Origin of the sequence: Agromyces sp. MMS24-K17 (genome assembly GCF_043950245.1) — a bacterium.
Lineage (GTDB): Bacteria > Actinomycetota > Actinomycetes > Actinomycetales > Microbacteriaceae > Agromyces.
Genome location: NZ_CP171640.1, coordinates 2,176,699 through 2,197,574, shown reverse-complemented (window position 1 = coordinate 2,197,574; position 20,876 = coordinate 2,176,699). Strand labels below are relative to the sequence as shown.

At 74.1% G+C, this 20,876-nt stretch carries 21 protein-coding genes; 3 read left to right on the top strand and 18 right to left on the bottom strand.

From position 1 onward, the window contains the following. Positions 1-20 precede the first annotated feature (20 nt). Positions 21-698, bottom strand: a complete 678-nt coding sequence (locus ACGGZK_RS10035) for a LysE family transporter (protein ID WP_395242524.1) — start codon at positions 696-698, stop codon at positions 21-23. A 168-nt stretch (positions 699-866) separates the two neighbouring features. On the opposite strand from ACGGZK_RS10035, the gene ACGGZK_RS10030 reads away from it, so the two are divergent. Continuing rightward, positions 867-2,117 (top strand): Na+/H+ antiporter NhaA, encoded by a 1,251-nt coding sequence (locus ACGGZK_RS10030; RefSeq protein WP_395242523.1) that lies wholly within the window; start codon positions 867-869, stop codon positions 2,115-2,117. A gap of 136 nt (positions 2,118-2,253) precedes the next feature. Here the strand turns inward: ACGGZK_RS10030 and mfd are convergent, their stop codons facing one another. Next, entirely contained in the window at positions 2,254-5,910 is a 3,657-nt protein-coding gene (mfd, locus tag ACGGZK_RS10025; protein WP_395242522.1) for a transcription-repair coupling factor, read from the bottom strand. 119 nt (positions 5,911-6,029) lie between these two features. Between mfd and ACGGZK_RS10020 the strand changes: the two genes are divergently transcribed. Then, positions 6,030-6,797: an RNase H family protein gene (locus ACGGZK_RS10020; RefSeq protein ID WP_395242521.1), complete on the top strand. Its 768-nt coding sequence runs from the start codon at positions 6,030-6,032 to the stop codon at positions 6,795-6,797. On the opposite strand, the gene ACGGZK_RS10015 is transcribed toward ACGGZK_RS10020, so the two are convergent. The 8 genes from ACGGZK_RS10015 to ACGGZK_RS09980 form a co-directional block, all read right to left on the bottom strand. Further along, positions 6,790-7,176 (bottom strand): MerR family transcriptional regulator, encoded by a 387-nt coding sequence (locus ACGGZK_RS10015; RefSeq protein WP_395242520.1) that lies wholly within the window; start codon positions 7,174-7,176, stop codon positions 6,790-6,792. The genes ACGGZK_RS10020 and ACGGZK_RS10015 overlap by 8 nt on opposite strands. After that, on the bottom strand, positions 7,176-7,682 hold the full coding sequence (locus ACGGZK_RS10010) for a hypothetical protein (protein WP_395242519.1): 507 nt from the start codon (positions 7,680-7,682) through the stop codon (positions 7,176-7,178). Before ACGGZK_RS10010 ends, ACGGZK_RS10015 begins: the two co-directional genes overlap by 1 nt. Positions 7,683-7,725: 43 nt before the next feature. Then, positions 7,726-8,517 carry a ferritin-like domain-containing protein gene (locus ACGGZK_RS10005; RefSeq protein ID WP_395242518.1) on the bottom strand — a complete coding sequence of 264 codons (792 nt, stop codon included), beginning with the start codon at positions 8,515-8,517 and terminating at the stop codon, positions 7,726-7,728. A 21-nt stretch (positions 8,518-8,538) separates the two neighbouring features. Next, a complete protein-coding gene (locus ACGGZK_RS10000) occupies positions 8,539-9,456 on the bottom strand; it encodes a hypothetical protein (protein WP_395242517.1) in 918 nt (305 codons plus the stop codon). Between the two features lies 1 nt (position 9,457). Next, complete coding sequence (gene pth, locus ACGGZK_RS09995; RefSeq protein ID WP_395242516.1) at positions 9,458-10,042, bottom strand: aminoacyl-tRNA hydrolase; 585 nt, start codon at positions 10,040-10,042, stop codon at positions 9,458-9,460. A gap of 133 nt (positions 10,043-10,175) precedes the next feature. After that, positions 10,176-10,961, bottom strand: coding sequence for a hypothetical protein (locus ACGGZK_RS09990; protein ID WP_395242515.1), 786 nt, complete (start codon positions 10,959-10,961; stop codon positions 10,176-10,178). Beyond that, positions 10,958-11,572, bottom strand: coding sequence for a DUF6114 domain-containing protein (locus tag ACGGZK_RS09985; RefSeq protein ID WP_395242514.1), 615 nt, complete (start codon positions 11,570-11,572; stop codon positions 10,958-10,960). Before ACGGZK_RS09985 ends, ACGGZK_RS09990 begins: the two co-directional genes overlap by 4 nt. 100 nt (positions 11,573-11,672) lie before the next feature. Continuing rightward, positions 11,673-12,281 (bottom strand): DUF6230 family protein, encoded by a 609-nt coding sequence (locus ACGGZK_RS09980; protein WP_395242513.1) that lies wholly within the window; start codon positions 12,279-12,281, stop codon positions 11,673-11,675. Between the two features lie 172 nt (positions 12,282-12,453). On the opposite strand from ACGGZK_RS09980, the gene ACGGZK_RS09975 reads away from it, so the two are divergent. Next, positions 12,454-13,092 carry a TetR/AcrR family transcriptional regulator gene (locus ACGGZK_RS09975; RefSeq protein WP_395242512.1) on the top strand — a complete coding sequence of 213 codons (639 nt, stop codon included), beginning with the start codon at positions 12,454-12,456 and terminating at the stop codon, positions 13,090-13,092. 112 nt (positions 13,093-13,204) lie between these two features. On the opposite strand, the gene ACGGZK_RS09970 is transcribed toward ACGGZK_RS09975, so the two are convergent. From ACGGZK_RS09970 to ACGGZK_RS09935, 8 genes are all read right to left on the bottom strand, one after another. After that, on the bottom strand, positions 13,205-13,828 hold the full coding sequence (locus ACGGZK_RS09970; protein ID WP_395242511.1) for a 50S ribosomal protein L25/general stress protein Ctc: 624 nt from the start codon (positions 13,826-13,828) through the stop codon (positions 13,205-13,207). Between the two features lie 285 nt (positions 13,829-14,113). After that, entirely contained in the window at positions 14,114-14,689 is a 576-nt protein-coding gene (locus ACGGZK_RS09965; protein ID WP_395242510.1) for a gluconokinase, read from the bottom strand. Further along, positions 14,686-15,723 (bottom strand): zinc-binding dehydrogenase, encoded by a 1,038-nt coding sequence (locus tag ACGGZK_RS09960; RefSeq protein WP_395242509.1) that lies wholly within the window; start codon positions 15,721-15,723, stop codon positions 14,686-14,688. Before ACGGZK_RS09960 ends, ACGGZK_RS09965 begins: the two co-directional genes overlap by 4 nt. Positions 15,724-15,794: 71 nt before the next feature. Then, positions 15,795-16,544: a fumarylacetoacetate hydrolase family protein gene (locus ACGGZK_RS09955; protein ID WP_395242508.1), complete on the bottom strand. Its 750-nt coding sequence runs from the start codon at positions 16,542-16,544 to the stop codon at positions 15,795-15,797. Further along, entirely contained in the window at positions 16,544-17,317 is a 774-nt protein-coding gene (locus ACGGZK_RS09950) for an SDR family oxidoreductase (RefSeq protein ID WP_395242507.1), read from the bottom strand. The genes ACGGZK_RS09955 and ACGGZK_RS09950 overlap by 1 nt, the downstream gene beginning before the upstream one ends. Continuing rightward, positions 17,314-18,732 (bottom strand): MFS transporter, encoded by a 1,419-nt coding sequence (locus ACGGZK_RS09945; protein WP_395242506.1) that lies wholly within the window; start codon positions 18,730-18,732, stop codon positions 17,314-17,316. The genes ACGGZK_RS09950 and ACGGZK_RS09945 overlap by 4 nt, the downstream gene beginning before the upstream one ends. A 225-nt stretch (positions 18,733-18,957) precedes the next feature. Then, positions 18,958-19,755: an IclR family transcriptional regulator gene (locus ACGGZK_RS09940; RefSeq protein WP_395242505.1), complete on the bottom strand. Its 798-nt coding sequence runs from the start codon at positions 19,753-19,755 to the stop codon at positions 18,958-18,960. Positions 19,756-19,786: 31 nt separating this feature from the next. After that, entirely contained in the window at positions 19,787-20,845 is a 1,059-nt protein-coding gene (locus ACGGZK_RS09935) for a D-2-hydroxyacid dehydrogenase (protein ID WP_395242504.1), read from the bottom strand. Positions 20,846-20,876 lie beyond the last annotated feature (31 nt).

Genomic DNA, 20,876 nt, shown 5'->3' with positions numbered 1-20,876 from the left:
GACCGCGATCGCGGGGCCGCTCAGTGCACGAACGCGAGCAGCAGTCCGACCGCGATGAACAGGATGCCGAACACCCGGTTCACGGTGCGCTGACCACGGGCCGAGCGGGTGAACCGGCGCATCGCGTGCGCCGCCACCGCGAAGAAGCCCCACATCACGGCGATGTCGACCAGCACGACGGTCGCGGCGATCGCCGCGTACTGCGGCGCGAGCGGCTCCCCCGGCCGGATGAACTGCGGCAGGAAGGCGAGGAAGAACACGATCGCCTTCGGGTTCAGCAGGTTCACCCAGAGCCCGCGGCGGAACATCGACCAGCGCGACTCGGATGCCTCGGGGCCGATGCCGCGCTCGGCGGCGAGGTCCGCGTCCGCGTCGTCCGGCGCCTCGGGCGCGCCGGAGGCGTCGTCGACCGCGGGCTTCGCGAGCAGCTGCCGGATGCCGAGGTAGACGAGGTACGCGGCGCCGGCGTAACGGATGACGTCGAACAGCACCGGCGAGCTCGTGACGAGCACGCCGACGCCGAGGGCGACGATCACGATGTGGATGACGAGCGCCGCCTGCTGGCCGAGGATGCCCCAGATCGACCGGCCGAACCCGTACGCGAGCGAGTTCCCCATGGTGTTGATCGCTCCGGCGCCGGGCGTGAAGCTGATCACGACGCAGGCGGCGAGGAGGGTCAGCCAGAGGGGGAACGACACCGGCCAAGCGTACGCGGCGCGCGGAGCCCCGCTCGTCGGTGCGAGCCCTCCGCCGATAGGATCCGACCAGGAGCGCCGGGAAGCCTGGTCGGCCGGCACCGCGCCGCACGGCGCGGGTCGTACGTCCGTCAGCGACCGCCCCGGCGGCCGCCAGCCATCGGGGGTCCCATGCACCTGCTCCGCTCCGAACGCCTCGCCGCCGTGCTGCTGCTCGCCGCCGCCGCGCTCGGCCTGCTGCTCGCCAACCTGCCGGTCGGGCCCGCCCTGCTCGACCTGCTGCACGCCCACGTCGGGCCATCCGCCGTCGGGCTCGACCTCAGCGTCGGCCACTGGATCAGCGACGGGCTGCTCGCGGTCTTCTTCTTCATCGTCGCGGTCGAGCTGAAGCGCGAGCTCGTCATCGGCGAGCTGAACTCGCTCGCGAAGGCGATGCTGCCGGCGGTCGCGGCCGTCGGCGGCGTCGTCGTGCCGGCGCTCGTGTTCCTCGCGTTCACGTGGGGCACGCCGACCGCGAACGGCTGGCCCGTGCCGACGGCGACCGACATCGCCTTCGCGCTCGGCATCCTCGCGGTGTTCGGGCGCTGGCTGCCGATGCGGGTGCGCGTGTTCCTCCTCGCGCTCGCGGTCATCGACGACCTCATCGCGATCCTCATCATCGCGTTCTTCTTCACGGCCGATGCGAACCTCGCCTCGCTCGGGTTCGCGGCCGTCGCGATCGCGCTGTTCGGCGCGGTCAGCCGGGTGCTGCGCCCGCGGTCGCCCTGGATCCTCGGGCGGCGGGCGCAGTGGCCGATCGTGGTGCTGCTCGTCGTGCTCGCCGTGATCGCGTGGGTGTTCGTCTTCCGCTCCGGCGTGCACGCGACGATCGCCGGCGTCGCCCTCGGCTTCGTGATGTCGCGCCGCCCGGGCGGCCGGGCGGCGCACGCCCTCGAACCGTGGTCGAACGCGGTCGTGCTGCCGCTGTTCGCGATGACCGCGGCGATGGTGCCGGTGCCGCAGGTGAGCGCCGCCGACCTCGACCCGGCGTTCTGGGGCATCCTCGCGGGCCTGCCGGTCGGCAAGGTCGTCGGCATCACGCTCGCGGGCGTGCTGTCGGCGCTCGTGCTGCGGAGCCGGAGCAGGAGCAGTCGTCGCATCGGGTCTGAGCCTCGCGCCGCGGGCGGCGGGACCACGCCGCTCACCACCGTCGACCTGCTCGTCGTCGGCACGCTCGGCGGCGTCGGGTTCACCGTGTCCCTGCTCATGAACGAGCTCGCGTTCGCGGGCGACCGCTCCGTCGCCGACCAGGGGACGCTCGCGGTGCTGCTCGGGTCGGGCATCGCGATCGTCGCCTCGGGATTCGCCGTCTCGGCCCGATCGCGCGCCTACCGGCGGCAGGGTCGGGCGCACGAGGGCGTCGGCGGGGCGCTGTCGCGATAGCCCGAAGGTCCGGTGGTCGAGCCGACCAGCCGGTGGTTGAGCTTGTCGAAACCACGCCCGCAAGGTCGAGCCCGTCGGGTGGTTTCGACGAGCTCAACCACCGGCCTTCGACGGGCTCGACCACCACCGAACGAGCTCAACCGGCAGCGGGTGCCGCCACCGCCGGCTCGGGGACCGGGAAGATCGCCTCGATGAGCCGCGACACCCACGCGATCAGGTCGGCATCGCCCGGCGCCTCGCCGCCCGGCGTCGGGAACGGCACCAGGATGACGTCGTTCTGCGCGAACAGCTTCGCGCCCGGGTACATCCGCTCGAGCCGCACCCGACGGGAGTCGGGGATCTTCGCCGGGGCGAGCCGCAGCTTCGTGCCCGTCGCGATGACGTCGCTGAGCCCGGCGAGCTGCGCCTGCCGGCGCAGCCGGGTCACGGCGACCAGGTTCTCGACCGCCTCGGGCGGGGCGCCGTACCGGTCGGCGAGCTCCTCGACGACCTGGGCGACCTGCCCCTCCTTCGCGGCGGGGCCGCTCGCGGCCGACAGCTTCTGGTACGCCTCGAGGCGCAGCCGCTCGCTGTCGATGTAGTCCTCGGGGATGTGCGCGTCGACGGGGAGCTCGAGCCGGAGCTCGGTCTGCCCCTCCGCGACGTCGCCGCGGAACGCCGACACCGCCTCGCCGATCATCCGCAGGTAGAGGTCGAACCCGACGCCCGCGATGTGGCCGGCCTGCTCGGCGCCGAGCAGGTTGCCCGCGCCGCGGATCTCGAGGTCTTTCAGGGCGATCTGCATGCCGCCGCCGAGCTCGTTGTTCGCGGCGATCGTCGAGAGCCGGTCGTGCGCCGTCTCGGAGAGCGGCTTCAGCGGGTCGTAGAGGAAGTACGCGTAGGCCCGCTCGCGACCACGGCCGACGCGGCCGCGGAGCTGGTGCAGCTGCGACAGGCCGTACTTGTCGGCGCGGTCGATGATGATCGTGTTCGCGTTCGAGATGTCGAGGCCGGTCTCGATGATCGTCGTCGAGACGAGCACGTCGAACTTCCGCTCCCAGAAGTCGCTCACGATCTGCTCGAGCACGTGCTCGTTGAGCTGGCCGTGCGCGACGGCGATACGGGCCTCGGGCACGAGCTCGGCGAGCTGGGCGGCGACCCGGTTGATGCTCGAGACGCGGTTGTGCACGAAGAACACCTGGCCCTCGCGCAGCAGCTCGCGACGGATCGCCGCGGCGACCTGCTGGTCGGTGTAGGGCCCGACGAAGGTGAGGATCGGGTGCCGGTCCTCCGGTGGGGTCGCCAGGGTCGACATCTCGCGGATGCCGGTGACCGCCATCTCGAGCGTGCGCGGGATCGGGGTCGCGCTCATCGCGAGGATGTCGACGTTCGTCTTCAGCTTCTTCAGCGCGTCCTTGTGCTCGACGCCGAACCGCTGCTCCTCGTCGATGATCATCAGCCCGAGGTCCTTGAACTGCACCTTCTCGGTGAGGATGCGGTGCGTGCCGATCACCAGGTCGACGGTGCCGTCGGTGATGCCGGCGAGGGTCTCGCGCGCCTCCTTGTCGGTTTGGAACCGGCTGAGGGGGCGCACGCGCACCGGGAACCCGGCGAACCGCTCGGAGAACGTCTCGAGGTGCTGCTTCACGAGCAGCGTGGTCGGCACGAGCATCGCGACCTGCTTGCCGTCCTGGATGGCCTTGAACGCGGCGCGCACGGCGACCTCCGTCTTGCCGAATCCGACGTCGCCCGCGAGCAGGCGGTCCATCGGGATGGGCCGCTCCATGTCGGCCTTCACCTCGTCGATCGTCTGGAGCTGGTCGTGGGTCTCGGCGTACGGGAACGCCTCCTCCAGCTCGTGCTGCCACGGGGTGTCGGCGCCGAACGCGTGGCCCTTGGCGGCCATGCGCGCCGAGTACAGCTTCACGAGCTCGACCGCGATGTCACGGACCGCCTTGCGGGCGCGGCTCTTGGCCTGCGCCCAGTCGCTGCCGCCCATCTTCGACAGGCTCGGCGCCTCGCCGCCGACGTACCGGCTGAGTAGGTCGAGCTGGTCCATCGGCACGAACAGGCGGTCGTTGCCGTGCCCGCGCTTCGACGCCGAGTACTCGATCACGAGGTACTCGCGCACGGCCTTCGGCTGCTGCTGGATGCCGGCCGTGCGGCTCGGGCCGGTCGGGCGCGAGCCGGTCGCCACCTCGCGCTGCACGAGCTCGATGAACCGGCCGATGCCGTGCGTCTGGTGCACGACGAAGTCGCCCGCCTTGAGCTGGAGCGGGTCGACGACGTTGCGGCGGCGGGTGGCGAGCTTCTTGCCCTGCCGCACGTCGTACCCGGCGGCGCGGCCGTAGAACTCGGACTCGGCGAGGAGCCCCAGCTTCGCCTCGGGCACCTCGAAGCCGCGGGTCGAGTCGGCGCGCACGAGGAACGCGACGCCGGGCTCGGGGTCGTCGGGCACCTCCTCGACGATGCGGGCGGCGAGCCCGGCCTCGGCGAGCACGTCGCGGGCGCGCTCGACGAGCCCCTTGCCGGCGGCCGCGACGACGAGGCTCCAGCCGTCGCGGAGCCGCTCGGCGACGTGGTCGACGGCACCGGCGACGTTGCCCTGGAAGCTCGGCATGGCGTTCGCGGCGACGCGCACGTACGAGGCATCCGCCCGCTCGACGTCGTCGGCGGCCTCGCCGGCGTCGAAGCTGGAGAAGGTCCACCAGGCGCGGCCCGGGTCGGTCGCTCCGGGCGCGCTGAACAGGGTCGCCTCGCGGAGCGCCCGCAGGGTGAGGAAGTCGCCCGCGTCGAGGTCGATCGGCGCGTCGGCGCCGAAGGTCGCGGCGCTCCACGCGGCCGAGAGGAACTCGCGGTTCGTCTCGGCGAGGCTGACGGCGCGGCTCGCGACCCGCTCGGGGGCGAGCACGGCGACCGCGGCACCGGCGGGCAGGTAGTGCGCGATCGGCACGAGCCGGTCGATGAGCGCGGGCGCGAGCGACTCCATGCCCTCGACCGGGATGCCCTCGGCGAGCTTCTCGAGCATGCCCGCGAGGCTCGGGAACTCGTGCGACATCTCGCGCGCCCGCTGGCGGACCGCCGGGGTGAGCAGCAGCTCGCGGCTGGGCGCGAGGGCGACGTGGTCGACGGGCTCGGGCAGCGAGCGCTGGTCGGCGACCGAGAACGCGCGGATCTCCTCGACCTCGTCGCCGAAGAACTCGACGCGCACGGGATGCTCCGCGGTCGGCGGGAACACGTCGAGGATGCCGCCGCGCACCGCGAACTCGCCGCGGCGCGACACCATGTCGACACGGGCGTAGGCGAGGTCGACGAGCCGGAGCGAGATCTCGGAGAGGTCGTGGCCGCGTCCTCCGGCGCGCAGCTCGATCGGCTCGAGGTCGGCGAGGTTGTCGGCCAGCGGCTGGAGGGCGGCCCGCACCGAGGCGACGACGACGAGCGGATGCCCCGCCTCGCGCCGCCCGCTCGCCGCGAGCCGGCGGAGCGCGTGCAGCCGCCGCCCGACCGTCTCGGCCGAGGGGCTCAGGCGCTCGTGCGGCAGCGTCTCCCACGCCGGGAACTCGATCACCTCGGCGCCCTCGGGCAGGTAGGGCGCGATGCCGGCGCGCAGCGCCTCGCCCTCACGGCTGGTCGCGGTGACGACGAGCAGCACCGGCGGACGGCCGTCGGCCGTGCGACGCTCGAGCAACCCGGCGAGGAGTGGGGCGTCGAGCCCCGATGGGGCGGAGAAGTCGGCGTTCCGCAGGGCCTCGGCAAGGGCGCCGTCGATCGTGGAGGCGCGCGAAAGCGCCGTGTTCAGGCCATGCAGACTCACCCGCCGAGTCTACCGGCGACCCTCCGACACCCGGCCGTCGGCGGCCGACGATCCGGCCGGTGTGGGAGGGGCGCCGGTAGCATGGGCGCGCCCCGCCACCGACCCGAGGAGACCACCGCATGATCATCGCCGCCGCCGACGGATCCGCGCTCGGCAACCCCGGGCCCGCCGGCTGGGCGTGGTACGTCGACGAGGGCTGCTGGGCGGCCGGCGGCTGGAAGCGGGCGACGAACAACCAGGGCGAGCTGAAGGCGGTGCTCGAACTGCTGCGCGCGACGGCGCACCTCGATGACGAGCTGCTGATTCAGTGCGACAGCCAGTACGTCATCAACTGCGTGACGAAGTGGATGCCCGGCTGGAAGCGGAAGGGCTGGCGCAAGGCCGACGGCAAGCCGGTGCTCAACCAGGACCTGCTGCTCGAGCTCGACGCCGCCCTCGTCGGGCGCCGCTATCGGTTCGAGTGGGTGCGCGGCCACGCCGGCCACCCGGCGAACGAGGCGGCCGACGTGCGCGCCCGCGCGGTGGCGACGGCGTTCCAGCAAGGCGGCCGCGACCTCCCCAGCGGGCCGGGTTGGACGGGCGACTGCGAGCCGACCGGCACGGGCCGGGCGGATGCTCCGGGCCGCATCGGAGGCGATGCCGCCGCCGTGCTCGCACTCGACGCGGAGGACGAGATCGCGGCCGACGCGACCGACGCGCCGACCACGCCCGCGGCGGCGCTCGCGGAGGAGCGCCTGGAAGAGGCGGCGCTGTTCGACTTCGACGACCCGGCGGCCGACTGGCTGACGATGACGCTCGAGCTCACGAGTGAGGAGCACACCCGGCTCGTCGAGCGCGCCCGGGAGGCGGGTCGGTCGCCGGAGGAGTTCCTGCGCGGCCTCATCTGACCTCGGTCGCGCCGAGCGCGTCGATCACGGGGCAGTTGCCCGGCACCGGCGGCCGCTCCGCGAGCCCGACGAGCGCCGCGCGCACTCGCAACAGGTCGTCGATGCGCCGGTCGAGGTCGGCGAGCCGCTCGTCGAGGAAGCCGTCGATCGGCGGCGGGGCGCCGAGGTCGGAGAGGGCGAGGAACGCGGCGATCTCCGTCAGCGTGAACCCGAGCGCCTTCGCCCGGCCGATGAAGCGCACCCGCGCCGCCGTCGCCTCGGGGTACCGCCGGTAGCCGCTGGAGCTCCGGTCGGGTTCGGGGATCAGCCCGCTGCGCTCGTAGAACCGGATCGTGCTGACCGGCACCCGCGCCGCGGCGGCGAGGTCGGAGGTCTGCATCACGCCGCCGCGGCCGCCGTGTTCGCCCGTCGGGCGGACGCCCGCGGATGCTCGACCAGGCCGATCGCCTGCAGGATCCCCCAGGTCACCTCCAGCGCGAGGAACCCGACGATCACGGTGCTCGCGCCCGACGCCAGGGCGAAGGTCATCCATGCCGAGAACGCTACGCGGCCGACCGTGTCGATCGCGATGAGCGGGGCGACGGGGTACCGGATACGCGCGATCGCCCACATGGTCACCGCCGTGCCCATCATGGCGGTGAACATCAGGTGGGCGGGACCGAACTCCGGCACGGGCGCGCCGCCCGCGCCCAGCAGGTCGTGCAGCCGGCGCTGCAGGTCGAGCATCCCGGCGGCGGTGAGCGGCGTCGCGAAGGCGATCGTCACGACGAGGTCGTACACGGCGCCCGCGCGGCCGAAGCGCACGGGCGCACCGGTGACGGCCGGTTCGGCGCCGGCGGGCCGGGCGTCCACGTGCGAGCTGGCGGGGATCTGCGTCAGGTCCATGCCGACATGGTGAACCCTGCACCACGGTGCAGGGTCAAGTCGGTCAGGCCACGCCGAGCCCGTCGAGGGCGTCCTGCACGATGGTCAGCCCGGCGAGGCCGGGCATCCCGCTGATCGAGTCGTCGACCTTGCGCGCGGCCCGCCGTCCGGCGTCGCCGCTCATGAGCTGGGTCATGACGTGCCGCACCTCCTCGCGGGGCTGGATGCTCGACCCCACCGGCGCCCAGAACCGCGACAGCGCGAACCTCGTCACCTGCTGCGCCCGCCGGCTCGCGGCCAGGCGGGCGCGCGCCTGCGACGTGTAGAAGGCGACGTGCCGCGCCTCCTGCCGCGCGATGCGGCCGAGGAGCTCGGCGAGCACCGGGTCGGCCTCGAGCTCCGCCATCCGCTGGTACGCGGTGATGGCGCTCCACTCGTTCGCGGCGCCCCACGACATGTGCACGGCGATGAAGTCGGCGCCGACGAGCGCGCCCGCGATCGACTGCTTCACGGGGTCGAGGCGGTCGCGCCAGCCGAGCTTCAGCCGGCTCGCCTTCAGCGCGTCGTAGTCGACGGTGACGCCGTGCACGCCGAGCACGGCGGCGAGCGCCTCGCCGTGCCAGAACTCCTCGCGGTTCCACATCGTCATGAACGCGCCGACCTCGGGCTCGCGATGCGACGGCGTGGTCAGCAGGTCGCGGGTGTAGCAGACCGTGTGGTACTCGACGTCGGCCATGTACCTGAGCGTCCGCAGCGTCGCCGGCGGCAGCGGATGCGACCGGAAGTGCTCGAGGTCGAGGTCGTCCCAGTCGAGGCGCACGCTGGTCGCGGCGTACCGGTCGATGTCGAATGCCACGGCGCCCTCCCCGCCGCCAGTCTAGGCTCGGGCCGCCTCGGCGAGCCGGGCCAGCCGTGAGGCCGCCGCGTCGATCGCGGCGGGCTCGATGCCGGGCAGCGCGGCGACCGGGGCGAGGGCGCCCACCACGCCGGATGACCCGGCCGGGAACACCTCCCGGACGAACCCGGCCGCGTCGGTCGGGATGCGGTCGTCGATGCCGATCGGGAGGGGGTCGGCGCGCAGGGCCCGGTTCGCGCGGCGCGCGGCGCGGGCGGCGTCGGCCGGTGCGCCGGAGCGAGCGGATGCGTCGCGGCCGGCGGATGCGTCGCGGCCGGCGGATGCGTCGCGGCCGGCGGATGCGTCGCGGCCGGCGGCGGGGTCGAGGCCGGCGGTGGAGCCGTGGCCGGCGGCGGGGCCGAGCCGGGCGGATGCCTCCTCGAGGAGGAAGGCCTCCTGCCGGGCGTGCACCCCGTCGAGGCGGCGGTACAGGGCGGCGGAGGCATCCGACGCGCCTGACGCGAGCCGCGCGTAGGCCGCGCGCAGGATCGCCTCGCTCGCGGCCAGTGCGACGAGGTGGCCCGCGACGACCTCGGGGCCGGCGAGCATCGAGCGCAGCGCGCGGCCGACGACGCTGCGCGAACCGGCGTCCGGCACGGTGGCGGGCTCGGCGGGGGCATCCGCGCCGGCCGACGCGGCCAGCAGCGCGTCGAGTGCGTCCGCGATCCAGAACCGCTCGTACGACCAGGTGACGAGGAACGCCGTGACGCGCGCGTCCTTGTGGGTCGGCGTGACGAGCACGCGGCGCAGGTACGGCATCGTGCCGGCCTCGAGGTCGCGGAGCACCCGCACGAGGTCGCGCTCGGACTCGGCGAGCGGAGCCGCATCGCCGATCGCGGCGCGATGGCTGCCGTGCGCCGTCCGCGTGTACGCGGCCAGGTCGAACGGCGCCGGGTCCACGTCAGCTCGGCGAGTGGAAGCGCTGCTGCGCCGCGACGAGGCCGAGGTCGACGACGGCCTCGACCGCGTCCGAGGCATCCGACAGCAGGTTCGGCAGCGCCTGGCGCTCGGCGCCCGCGAAGTCCTTCAGCACGTAGTCGGCCGGGTCCTGCCGGCCCGGCGGGCGGCCGATGCCGACCCGCACGCGCGTGAACTCCGCCGAGCCGGTCGCCTTCTGGATGTCGCGGAGCCCGTTGTGCCCCCCGTGCCCGCCGCCCTGCTTGAGCTTGATCGTGTCGAACGGGATGTCGAGCTCATCGTGCACGACGACCAGCCGGTCGACCGGCAGCGAGTAGAACTTCAGCAGCGCCGACACCGGGCCGCCGGAGGTGTTCATGTAGCTGTTCGGCTTCGCGAGCACGAGCTTGGGGCCGCCGGGCCGGAGGAACCCCTCGGCGACCCGCGAGGGCGTCTTGTGGCTCTTGAACGTCGCGCCGATGCGCGAGGCGAGCTCGTCGAGGGTCAGCTGGCCGACGTTGTGCCGGTTGCCGGCGTACTGCGCGCCCGGGTTGCCGAGGCCGACGACGAGCCAGGTGTTCTCGGCCATCGCGGCATCGTCCTTCCGTGCGCCCTGCCTGCGGAACCACGCCATCCGCGCTCCGATCCGAGGGGTGAACGGGCCCGATCGGCCCGCATCGAGCGTACCCGGTGCCGCCCGCCTCGGGCCGCGTCAGCCCGCGTCAGCCCGTGTAGGTCGACTGGTCGGTGCCGGTGTAGGCGACCGAGTCGGCGACGAGGCCGAGCAGCGGCAGCCGGAGCTGCGCGAGTCGCCCGAGGGCGGCGGGATCGGGCGCCGACAGCGTGTCGATGACGTGCTCGACGCCGTCCTCGAGGATCGCGGTGATCGACGGCGTCCAGATGGTGACGTGCCCGTCGACGGTCAGGGTGGTCGCCGTCGTGCCGAGGCCGCCGTCGCCGGTGGGCACGTCGAGCCCGAACCCGTCGATGACGACGCGATCGGCGGTGATCTTGAGCGCTCGGGCGGTGGTGCCGTCGGCGAGGTCGACGGTGACGACCTCGATCGCGTGCAGGCCCCCGATCGCGAGCGTGCTCGCGGTGAGCGTCGCGGGGTGCGCCGTGAAGACCATTCCGGCGGGGTCGGCCGGGGCGTCGGGCACGGGGGCGGCGGGCGGGGTGGCGCCGCCGGCCGAGCCGGACTCCGACGGCGTGGTCGGTGCGGTCGTGCCGGGCGTCGCGCCGGGGTCGGCGGCGCCCGGTTCGGCGGTGCCGGGCTCGCCGCTCGCGGGCGGGGCGGTCGCGCCGGGGTCGGTGCCCGACGGGTCGTCGGCGGCGCCGGCCGGGTCGTCCTCGCCGGGGCACGGCTCCGCGTCCCAGAACGCGAGGAAGCCGCCCGTGGTGCAGCCGAGCTCGGTGCGGAGCGCGGTCGCGTGGGCGGTGCCGCCGCCGAACACGAGGATGGCCGCGGCGAGGGCCGCGGTCGCGGCGCGGCGGGTGCGCGCCCTCACGCGCGGTCCGCGACGGGAGCGGGCGCGACGGGCGCCTCGACGGATGCCTCGGCCGGCAGCTCGGCCGGCTCGGCCGCCTCGACAAGCTCGGCCGCCGGCTCGCGCCGGCGCCACGAAGCGACGACGACGCCGCCGATCGACCCGAGCAGGAAGCCGACGAAGAAGCCGCCGAGGTTCACGCCGACGAGCGAGTACACCGAGATGATCAGGGCGACGATGCCGTAGAACACGTGCTGGGCGGGCGAGAAGATCGCCAGCGCGCCGCAGACCACGAGCACCGCGGGCAGGATCATCGCCTGCGCGCCCTCGATGCCGACGTGCACGGTCATGCCGCCGAGCTGGAGCTGCGAGGAGAAGAACATCGCGAGGCCGCCGACGATCGTGATGAGCCCGCCGATGGCCGGCCGCGAGCGGAACCAGGTGGCGAAGGCCCCCGACGACCCGGCGCGGACGTCGTCCGCCGGGGCATCCGGTGAGTCCGGGGCATCCGTCACCGCCGCCCGGGAGGCCGGACCGTCGACGATCGCGAGGTCGCGGCGCCGGCGGCCTCTGGTGGGCGGATCGGTCGGCGCGTCGAACGGCGACACGAGGGCGTCGGGGTGGGCATCCATCGTCAGGACTCCTTCGTCGTGGTGGATCGGGGCATCGCGGGCGGCGGGGCGGCAACGCGGTCGCGCGGGCGGACTCCCGCCCGCGCGACCGCCGGGCCTCCTAGAAGCAGGAGGCCGTGCCGTCGGTGACGACCGCGAGGTGCAGGCCGGCGAGGTTGAAGGTGCCCGCCGTCGTGCTGTACGACGTCTGCTGGAGGCCGGTGATCTTCACGCCGTCGGCGTCCTGGGCGAACTCGCCGGCGGTGCCGGTGTGCAGGCCCTTGACCGTCGAGGCGTCGAGGCCGATGCGGATGTTCGTGAACGTCGCGTCGCCCTTGAGGTCGGACATCGCGATCTGGAGGTCGTGCGCGGTCACGACCTTCTCGCCCTGGCCCGCCTCGATGCGCAGGCCGATCGGGCCGAGCACGTCGACCGACTGGCAGAGGTTCTTCAGCGTGGCGTCGGTGATGTTCGAGATCGCGACCGGGGTCTGCCCCTTGGCGTCGCCCTTCATGCCGGCCGTGGTGAGCGCGACGCCCGCGTACTGCGAGAACCCCGAGCCCGAGAGCTCGTCGGCCGAGATCTTGAAGGCCTTGCCCGAGACGGCGAACGAGACGGGCACGGCGCCCTGGGCGACCCCGCCCAGGAGCAGGCTCGCGGCGATGCCGACCGGGACGGCGGCGAGCGCCACCCGCCCCGCCCGGGAGCCGGTGAGGGACTTCAGCTTCATGGATCCTCCTTGATGCGACAGAAGCGTGCGGCGGACGCCGCGGCGGGCAGCGCCTTCGCCGCCCGAGGAGCGAGTGTAGGCATCCTGTTGACCCTTGGTCAATAACTGTTGACCCTCAGTCAGCAAGAACTTCGGCGATTGTTCCGCGGCACCGCCCCGCTAGGCTCGCCCCATGCCCGCCGCCCCCGACGAGCCGCCGACCGCGCGTCGCGCCCGCCTCTCCCCGGACGAGCGGCGCGCCCAGCTCGTCGCGCTCGGCGTCGCCGCCCTGGCGGAGCATCCGCTGCAGGAGATCGACCTCGCGGGCCTCGCGGCCGAGGCCGGCGTCTCCCGCGGGCTGCTGTTCCACTACTTCGAGTCGAAGCAGGGCTTCCAGCGCGAGATCGTGCGCACCGCGCGCGACAGCATGCTGCGGGCGACGGAGCCGCGCCCCGACCTGCCGCCGCTCGACCGGCTGCACGACACGCTGCTGCGCACGGTGGGGTTCGTGCGCGACCACCGCGGCACGTTCGTCTCGCTCGTCCGCGGCACGGCCAGCGGCGACCCGGCGATCCGCGAGGTCGTCGAGCAGGCGCGCAAGGCGCAGGCGGCCCGCGTGGTGGCCCTCCTCGCCGAGCGCGAGGTGACGGCCTCGTCCGAGCTGCGCACCGCGATCCGCGCGTGGATCGCCTTCGTCGAGCAGCTCCTCGTCGACGCCGCGCACGCCGACGGCCCGCCGCCCGAACGCCTCGTCGCGCTCGCGGAGGGGGCGCTCGAGGGGGTCGTCCGCTTCGTCGACCAGGCGGCCGCGGCGGCGCTGTTCGACGCCTGACGCGCGCCCCGGCCGGCGCCCCGCCCGGAGACGACGAAGGGCCCGCACCCGGCGGGGCGGCTGCTGATGCGGCCATCCCACCGGGCACGGGCCCGGACGCTGCTGCGCGAGATTACTCGGCGGCGGCCTCCTCGGCAGCGGGCGCCTCGGCCTCGGCCTCGGCAGCGGCCTCGGTGGCCTCCTCGCCGAGGTCGACCTTCTGCGGGGCGTGCACGTTGACGACGAGCGACTCGGGGTCGCTCACGAGGGTCGCGCCCTTGGGCAGGACGACGTCCTTCGCGTGGAGCTGGGTGCCCTCCTCGAGGCCCTCGACCGACACGACGAGGTTCTCGGGGATGTGGGTCGCCTCGACCTCGAGCGACAGGGTGTGCGCGTCGAGGTCGGCGATGGTGCCGGGAGCGGTCTCGCCCTCGACGTGCACCGGAACCTCGACCTGGACCTTCTCGCCGCGCTTCACGACGATGAGGTCGAGGTGCTCGATGATCTGGTGCACCGGGTCCTTCTGCACGTCCTTGACGAGCGCGAGCTGGCTCTTGCCCGCGATCTGCAGGTCGAGCACGGCGTTCGCCTTGCGGATGAGCAGGCCGGTCTCGTGAGCCGGGAGGGTCACGTGCACCGGCTCGGTGCCGTGGCCGTACACGACGGCGGGGATCTTGCCGGCGGCGCGGAGCTTGCGCGCGGCGCCCTTGCCGAAGGACTCGCGGACCTCGGTCTGGATCTTGTTGTCTTCGTCCATGATGGATCTCCTTGCGGGCTCTCGGCCCAGATGGGTGTCTGTCTTCAACTCGAACGCATGCGCGTGAGGAACAGCCGTGAAGCTCGCTTCCACCGCGTCGATCACGGATGCCCCTGCCGGACGGGCCGGCGGTGAGGCATCCCTCGCCGAAGTTCTCGAAACCCCGAGTCTACCGGATGGGCTGCGAGCCCGCTGGGGACGAGGTTCCGGCCCGGGTGCGAGGCCGCCGGCGGGCTCCACTCCCCCGACGGGCTCGCATCCGGGCCGGACCGCGGCCGGCTCGCCTCAGCGGTGCGCGACCGGCGGTGCGAGGCGGTGCCGCACGTCGTCGACGAGCGCCTCCGGACGGAGGCCGATGTCGACGACGATCCCGCGCTCGTCGGGCTCCAGCGGCTCGAACGCCTCGAACTGGGAGTCGAGCAGGCTCGCCGGCATGTACTCGTGCGTGCGGCCGGCCTGCCGGTCGGCGATGAGGTCGCGCCCGCCGGCGAGGTGCACGAACACCGTGCCGGGGGCGTCGGCCACGAGCCGGTCGCGGTAGCGGCGCTTCAGCGCCGAGCAGGCGACGACGACGGGCCGCCCGGCGGCCAGCTCGTCGCCGATGAGGGCGGCGACGGTCGCGAGCCACGGGCCGCGATCGTCGTCGTCGAGCGGATGCCCCGCCGCCATCTTGGCCTTGTTCGCGGCGGGGTGCAGGTCGTCGGCGTCGTGGAACGGCACGCCGAACGCGGCCGCGAGCGCGGCGCCGATCGTGGACTTGCCGGAGCCGGAGACCCCCATGACGATGAGCGGGACCTCGAGGCGGGCCGCGGGCGCGGCTCCGGCAGCGCCTGCGGCTCCGGCCATGGCCTCGGTGCTCACGCCGCCGCCCCGAAGTCGAGCAGCACCTTCGACGACCGCGACGCGTCGGCGGCGACCTCGAACGCCTCCTCGGCGCGATCGGCCGGCAGCACGTCGGTGACGATCCCGTCGACGGCGAGCGAGCCGTCGGCGAGCGCGTCGAGCACGGCGTCGAACTCCCCCGCGAACCGGAACGAGCCGACGAGCGCGAGCTCGCGCGTGATCGCCGTGGCGAGCGCGGCGGGCACGTCGCCCGCCTTCTGGAGCCCGAGCAGCACGACCGTGCCGCCCCGCCCGGCGGCCTGGATCGCGCTCGCGAGGCCGGGCACGGTGCCGCTGGACTCGACCACGACGTCGGCGTGCAGGGCGGCGATCGCCTCGGCGTCGGTCGCGTCGATCGCCCTCGCGCCGTTCCGCTCGGCGAGCCGGCGGGGCAGGTCGTGCAGGTCGGTGGCGGCCACCTCGGCGGCGCCGTGGTGGCGGGCGACCGCGATGACGAGCTGGCCGATCGGGCCGGCGCCGATCACGGCGACCCGCTTGCCGCGCACGGCGCCGGCCCGCTCGAGGCCGTGCCAGGCGACGGCGGCGGGCTCAGCGAGCGCCGCGCGCTCGAACGAGAGGCCGTCGGGCAGGGCGTGCAGCATGCGGGCGGGCAGCGCGACCCGGCGGGCGAAGCCGCCCTGCGTGTGCGGCAGGTGCATGGCCGAGCCGAGGTAGGTCGACGCGGGGGCGAGGTTCGGCCGCGACGCCGGCCACGGGGTGGCGCCGTCGCCGTGCGCGGTGAGCGGGTGCACCGCCACGCGCGTTCCGGCGGCCGGTCCGCTGCCGTCGGCCGCGGGTGCGAGCACCGTGCCGGCGACCTCGTGGCCGAGCACGAGCGGCTCGCGGAGCACGGATGCCCCGGCCGCGCCGTGCCGCCAGTAGTGCAGGTCCGAGCCGCACACCCCGCCGTAGGCGATCTCGACGATCGCCTCGTCGGCGGCCGGGCGCGGCTCGCCCAGCTCCTCGACCCGCAGGTCGCCCGCCGCGTGCGCGACGACGCCGATGTTGCCCATCCGTTCCTCTCCTCCCGGCCCGCGGCCGGATCCGTGCTGCTGCGGCTCGTTCGCCGTGCGGGCCCGACCGGTCACGCCGTCGGGGTGACCAGTCGCATGCCGGCGACCTCGACCTCGACGACCGTGCCCGGCGCGATCGGCGACTGCGCGATCGGCGCCCCGGTCATGATCACGTCGCCCGGACCGAGCCGGAGCCAGCCCGCGACGTACGCGAGGCACTCGCGGATCGGCACCGGCAGCGTGCGGCTGCCGGCCTCGGCGACGGGCCGCCCGTCGACGCGGAGCGCGAGCGCCACGTCGTCGAGGTCGGCGTCGGTGTCGATCCAGGGGCCGAGCGGCGTGTAGCCCTCGCCGCCCTTCGTCTCGAAGTTGCGCGGGTCGACGGCGGTGCGGTCGGGGCTCGACAGGTCGTTCACCGCGGTGACGCCGAGCACGTACTCGTGCGCGTTCGCGGCGGTCAGCCCGTCGGTGTCGCGGCCGATGACCACGGCCACCTCGCCCTCCGCGACCGCCGTGCCGGCGTCGCGGCGGAGCGTCACCCGCTCCCCCGACGCGACGACCGTGCGCGGGCTCTTCAGCCACGCCTGCACGGGCGACGGGTGCCCGGGTCCGTTCTGCGCGATGCCGACGACCACGAGCGGCGCGGCCGGCGCGAGCGGCTCGCCGACGAGCGGGGCGGATGCTCCGCCCGGGGCATCCGCCGGCTCGTGCCCGGCCGCGAACGCGAGGTACGGGTCGTCGACGGCGATCCAGCGGCCGTCGTCGGCGAGGCGCGCGTGCACCACCGCGCCGGCCGCGTCGAGGAAGCGTGCGATCCACATCAGACCACCGCCGTCATGCCGCCGTCGACGTAGATCGTCTGGCCGTTCACGAAGTCGCTCGCGCTGCTCGCCAGGAACACGAGCGTGCCGACGAGGTCCTGCACGTCGCCCCAGCGCCCGGCCGGCGTGCGGCCGCGCACCCACGACGAGAACTGCTCGTCGTCGACGAGGGCCCGGGTGAGCTCGGTGGCGAAGTAGCCCGGGGCGATCGCGTTGGCCTGCACGCCGTGCGGCGCCAGGTCGGCGCAGAGCCCCTTGGTGAACATCGCCACCGCACCCTTGGTCGCCGCGTACGGGGCGATCGACGGGCGGGCGAGCTGCGACTGCACGCTGCCGACCTGGATGAGCTTGCCCGAGCCTCGGGCGATCATGCCCGGAGCGACCCGGCGGGCGACGTGGAACACGCTCGCGAGGTTCGTCTGCACGAGGTCGTCCCAGTCGGCGTCGGCGAACTCGGCGATCGGCGCGCGGCGCTGGACGCCGGCGTTGTTCACGACGATGTCGGGGGTGCCGAGCTCGCGCTCGAGCCATCCGATGCCCTCGTCGACGGCCGCCGCGGAGGCGACGTCGAAGGTGGTGCTGCGCACGTCGGCGCCGGTGGCCGCCGCGATCTCCGCGGCGGCCCGCTCGGCCTTGGCGGCGTCGCGGCCGTGGACGACGACCGTCGCCCCGGCGGCCGCGAGCCCCTCGGCGAGCGCCCGCCCGATGCCCTGGCTCGAGCCGGTCACGAGCGCGACCCGGCCGGTCAGGTCGAACGCGGCGACCCCCGTCACCACTGGATGGCCTTGATCGACAGCGTGTTCGCGTCGACGTCGTCGCCGGCCTCGGTGCTGGAGACCTTCACGGCGTCGTCGAGGCGCATGAGGTCGCGGCGGAGGGTCTCGGGCACGAGGAACGTCGACGCGATCGTGATGATCGCGAGCACGGCCATGTAGATGGCCAGCAGCACCCAGTTGCCGTCGCTGACGGCGATGAGGTATGCGCCGAGCACGCCCGCCACGCCGCCGGCGATGACCGCGGAGAGCTCGCGGGCCATGGCGACGCCGAGGTAGCGGTGGCGGTTGCCGAACAGCTCCGGCAGCATGGCGCACTGCGGGCCGAGCATGGTGTTGACGGCGACGCCGATGCCGATCGCGACGGTCCCGATGGCGATCCAGTAGTTGCCGAGCGAGAGCAGCCACCAGGCGGGCACCGAGTACACGAGCATGAACACCGCGCCGAAGCGGTAGACCGCACGACGGCCGAACCGGTCGGAGAGGGCGCCGGTGATCGGCACCGAGAAGATGCCGATGAGGGAGCCGAGGGTCACGCCCCAGGTGAGCAGGCTCTTGTCGGCGTCCTGGCCGACGGTCGCGACGAAGAACGCGAGCGCCAGGGTCTGGAACATGTACGACCCGCCGTTCTCGGCCATGCGCAGGCCGATGCCGACGATGACGCCGGGCAGGCCCTTGGTGAAGATCTCCTTGACGGGCTTCTCGGCGATCTGCTCGTGCTTCTCGAGCTCGATGAACGTCGGCGTCTCGCGGAGGCGGGCGCGGATGAACAGGGCGACGAGGATGAGCACGAACGACGCGAGGAACGGCACGCGCCAGCCCCACGACAGCAGCGCGTCCTCGGGCAGGAGCGTGATGAGGCCGAAGACGACGGCGGCGAGCAGCGTGCCGGCCTGGATGCCGACGAACGGCAGCGCCGAGAAGAAGCCGCGGCGGCGCACGGGCGAGTACTCGGCCATGAGCACGGTCGAGCCGGCCTGCTCGGCGCCGGCGCCGAAGCCCTGGAGCAGGCGCAGGGTGACGAGCAGGATGGGCGCCCAGATGCCGATGGCCTCGTAGGTCGGCAGCAGGCCGATCGCGGTCGAGGCGCCGCCCATGAGCAGGATCGTGACGACGAGCACGACCTTGCGGCCGACCCGGTCGCCGAGCCGGCCGAAGAACAGGCCGCCGAAGGGGCGGGCGAGGAAGCCGACGCCGTAGGTGGCGAACGCGGCGACGGTCGCCATCGCGGGATCGCCCTGCGGGAAGAACAGGACGTTGAAGATCAGGGCCGTCGAGAGGCCGTACAGCGCGAAGTCGAAGTACTCGAGCGCGCTGCCGATGCTCGACGCGAGGGTCGCGCGCTTGAGGTTCGCCGCGTACTCCGGATCCTCGGTGGACGGGGTCCGGGTGGTGTCGGTCTGGGTCACTGCCATCTCCTTCGATCGGCTCAGGGGTCCCGATGTGCTGGCCACAGTACCAACAGGATGGACGTTGTTCAACATTGTGAACAGAATCTGGACGGGTGGTCGTTCCGGATGTCCCGCGCGAGCGGGTCCGGGCAGGGACGACGAACGGCCGGGGCATCCGCCCCGGCCGTTCCGATCCTCCGCGCCGCGCTCCGTGCGCTCCGTGCGCTCCGCGGCGCGCGCTCGCGCCCGCTACCGCTTCGTCGTGCGCCCGCTCAGCGGGTTCGTGAGCGCCGCCGCGGCATCCGCGAGCGCGGCCGCGACCCGGTCCACCCGCTCGGGCGTCGCCTCGGCGACGGGCAGCGCGACGCCGAGCGCGAGCTGCGGGTCGCTCGGCGACCAGCCCTCGAGCGGCACGGCGACGCCGACCACGCCGGGGAACGACTCCTCGTCGTCGAGCGCCCAGCCGCGCTCGCGGGCGGCCGCGAGCTTGGCCAGCAGGCCCGGCAGGTCGCGCACGCTGTGGTCGGTGAGGTGCGGGAACGGCACCGCGTCGGCGAGCAGCGCGGTGATCTCCTCGTCGTCCATGGGCATGAGCAGCGCGTTGCCCGTCGCGCTCAGCGCGGCGGGCAGGCGCGAGCCGAGCGGCGTGCCGAAGCGCACGCTCCGGGAGCCCTCGTGGCGGGCGAGGTAGAGCGCGTCGCGGTCGTCGAGCATGACGACCTGCACCACCTCGTGCACGAGCACCGGCGACGCCGCGCAGACCCCGTAGAACTCGCGCACCTGGTTGAACTGCGCGGCGAACGCGCCGCCGAGCTCCACCGTGCGGCGCCCGAGCTGGTACCCGAGCGGCACGCGCTGCACCATCTGAGCGGCCTCGAGCGCGAGGCAGAGGTTCGCGGTCGAGGACTTCGCGAGCCCGAGGGCGGTCGCGATCTCGGTGAGCGTCAGCGGGCCCGGCGCCTCGGCCAGGAGGCCGAGGATCGCCAGGCTGCGGGTGACGGCCGGCGCGGGGTCGCGTCCCTGGCGGTCTGCGGATGCCTCGCTCATCGCTTCCTCTCCGACCGCGCCCGGCGCGGCGTCAGTAGAACTCGACGGTGTCCACCACGGCCCGCATCGGCCGCCCGTCGAGGAACCTGGTGGCGTTCTCGGCGAACCGCCGGGCGATGCGCTCCTCCTCCGCGTCGTTCAGCGCCGCGGTGTGCGGGCTCACGAGCACGTTGGGATGCGACCACAACGGCGAGTCCGTCGAGAGGGGCTCGGCCTCGAAGACGTCGAGCGCCGCGAAGGCGACCCGGCCGTCGTCGAGCGCCGCGACCAGCGACGCCTCGTCGACCACCGTACCGCGGCCCACGTTGACGACGATGGCGCCGGGCCTGACGTTCGCGAGCACGCGTTCGCCGACGAGGTGGTGCGTGTGCTCGGTGCCCGGAAGGGTGACCACGATCGCGTCGACGTCGGCGACGGCCTCGGCGAGCTCCTCGATCGGCACGAGCCGGTCGACGCCCTCGACGGGCTCGCCGGTGCGGGTGGTGCCCCAGACGCGCGCGCCGAGCGCATGGAAGCGGCGGGCGCACTCGGCGCCGATGCCCCCGAGGCCGACGACGAGCACGGTGAGCTCGTCGAGCTGGCGCATCTGCCAGCGACCGGGCCAGGTGCGGGTGCGCTGGTCGTCGAGGAGGCGCGGCAGGCCCTTGGCGCCGGCGAGCACGCCGAAGACGGCGAACTCGGCGAGCGGGCCGCCGTGCACGCCGGCACTCGTGGTGAAGGCGATGCGGTCGAGCGCCTCGCGGTCGAGCCCGGCGTCCTTCACCTGGCCGCCGCCGCCGGCGGCCGTCGTCATGACCCAGCGCAGGCGGGGGTTCGCCGCGGCGGTGCGGGCGAGGGCGGCGGGGTCGACGTCGGGGATGCCGAACAGCACGTCGGCCGAGTCGACCATGCGGTCGAACGCGAGCTGTTCGACGGGCGTGCGCACATGGGCGGGGTCGCCCGACCAGTCGGCGGGTCCGCGCATCGGCTTCTCCAGCGCGTGGTCGCGGACGACCTCGAGCCGGGGCTCGAGCTCCTCGACGAGTCGGCACAGCTCCTCGGCGAGCGGCACCGCCACGACGGCGCGAAGTCGGTTCTCGGTGTCGGCCATCCCGGCCCTCCCTCCAGGCGGCATGAGCGGC

Excerpts from the sequence above, each read along its gene's own strand:
- ACGGZK_RS09940 (WP_395242505.1), bottom strand. The coding sequence starts at position 19,755 with ATGAGCGAGGCATCCGCAGACCGCCAGGGACGCGACCCCGCGCCGGCC.
- ACGGZK_RS10030 (WP_395242523.1), top strand. The coding sequence starts at position 867 with ATGCACCTGCTCCGCTCCGAACGCCTCGCCGCCGTGCTGCTGCTCGCC.
- ACGGZK_RS09960 (WP_395242509.1), bottom strand. The coding sequence starts at position 15,723 with ATGGGCAACATCGGCGTCGTCGCGCACGCGGCGGGCGACCTGCGGGTC.
- ACGGZK_RS09970 (WP_395242511.1), bottom strand. The coding sequence starts at position 13,828 with ATGGACGAAGACAACAAGATCCAGACCGAGGTCCGCGAGTCCTTCGGC.
- ACGGZK_RS10010 (WP_395242519.1), bottom strand. The coding sequence starts at position 7,682 with ATGGACCTGACGCAGATCCCCGCCAGCTCGCACGTGGACGCCCGGCCC.
- ACGGZK_RS09945 (WP_395242506.1), bottom strand. The coding sequence starts at position 18,732 with ATGGCAGTGACCCAGACCGACACCACCCGGACCCCGTCCACCGAGGAT.
- pth (WP_395242516.1), bottom strand. The coding sequence starts at position 10,042 with ATGGCCGAGAACACCTGGCTCGTCGTCGGCCTCGGCAACCCGGGCGCG.
- ACGGZK_RS09935 (WP_395242504.1), bottom strand. The coding sequence starts at position 20,845 with ATGGCCGACACCGAGAACCGACTTCGCGCCGTCGTGGCGGTGCCGCTC.
- ACGGZK_RS09955 (WP_395242508.1), bottom strand. The coding sequence starts at position 16,544 with ATGTGGATCGCACGCTTCCTCGACGCGGCCGGCGCGGTGGTGCACGCG.
- ACGGZK_RS10015 (WP_395242520.1), bottom strand. The coding sequence starts at position 7,176 with ATGCAGACCTCCGACCTCGCCGCCGCGGCGCGGGTGCCGGTCAGCACG.
- ACGGZK_RS09985 (WP_395242514.1), bottom strand. The coding sequence starts at position 11,572 with ATGGATGCCCACCCCGACGCCCTCGTGTCGCCGTTCGACGCGCCGACC.
- ACGGZK_RS09980 (WP_395242513.1), bottom strand. The coding sequence starts at position 12,281 with ATGAAGCTGAAGTCCCTCACCGGCTCCCGGGCGGGGCGGGTGGCGCTC.
- ACGGZK_RS09975 (WP_395242512.1), top strand. The coding sequence starts at position 12,454 with ATGCCCGCCGCCCCCGACGAGCCGCCGACCGCGCGTCGCGCCCGCCTC.
- ACGGZK_RS10020 (WP_395242521.1), top strand. The coding sequence starts at position 6,030 with ATGATCATCGCCGCCGCCGACGGATCCGCGCTCGGCAACCCCGGGCCC.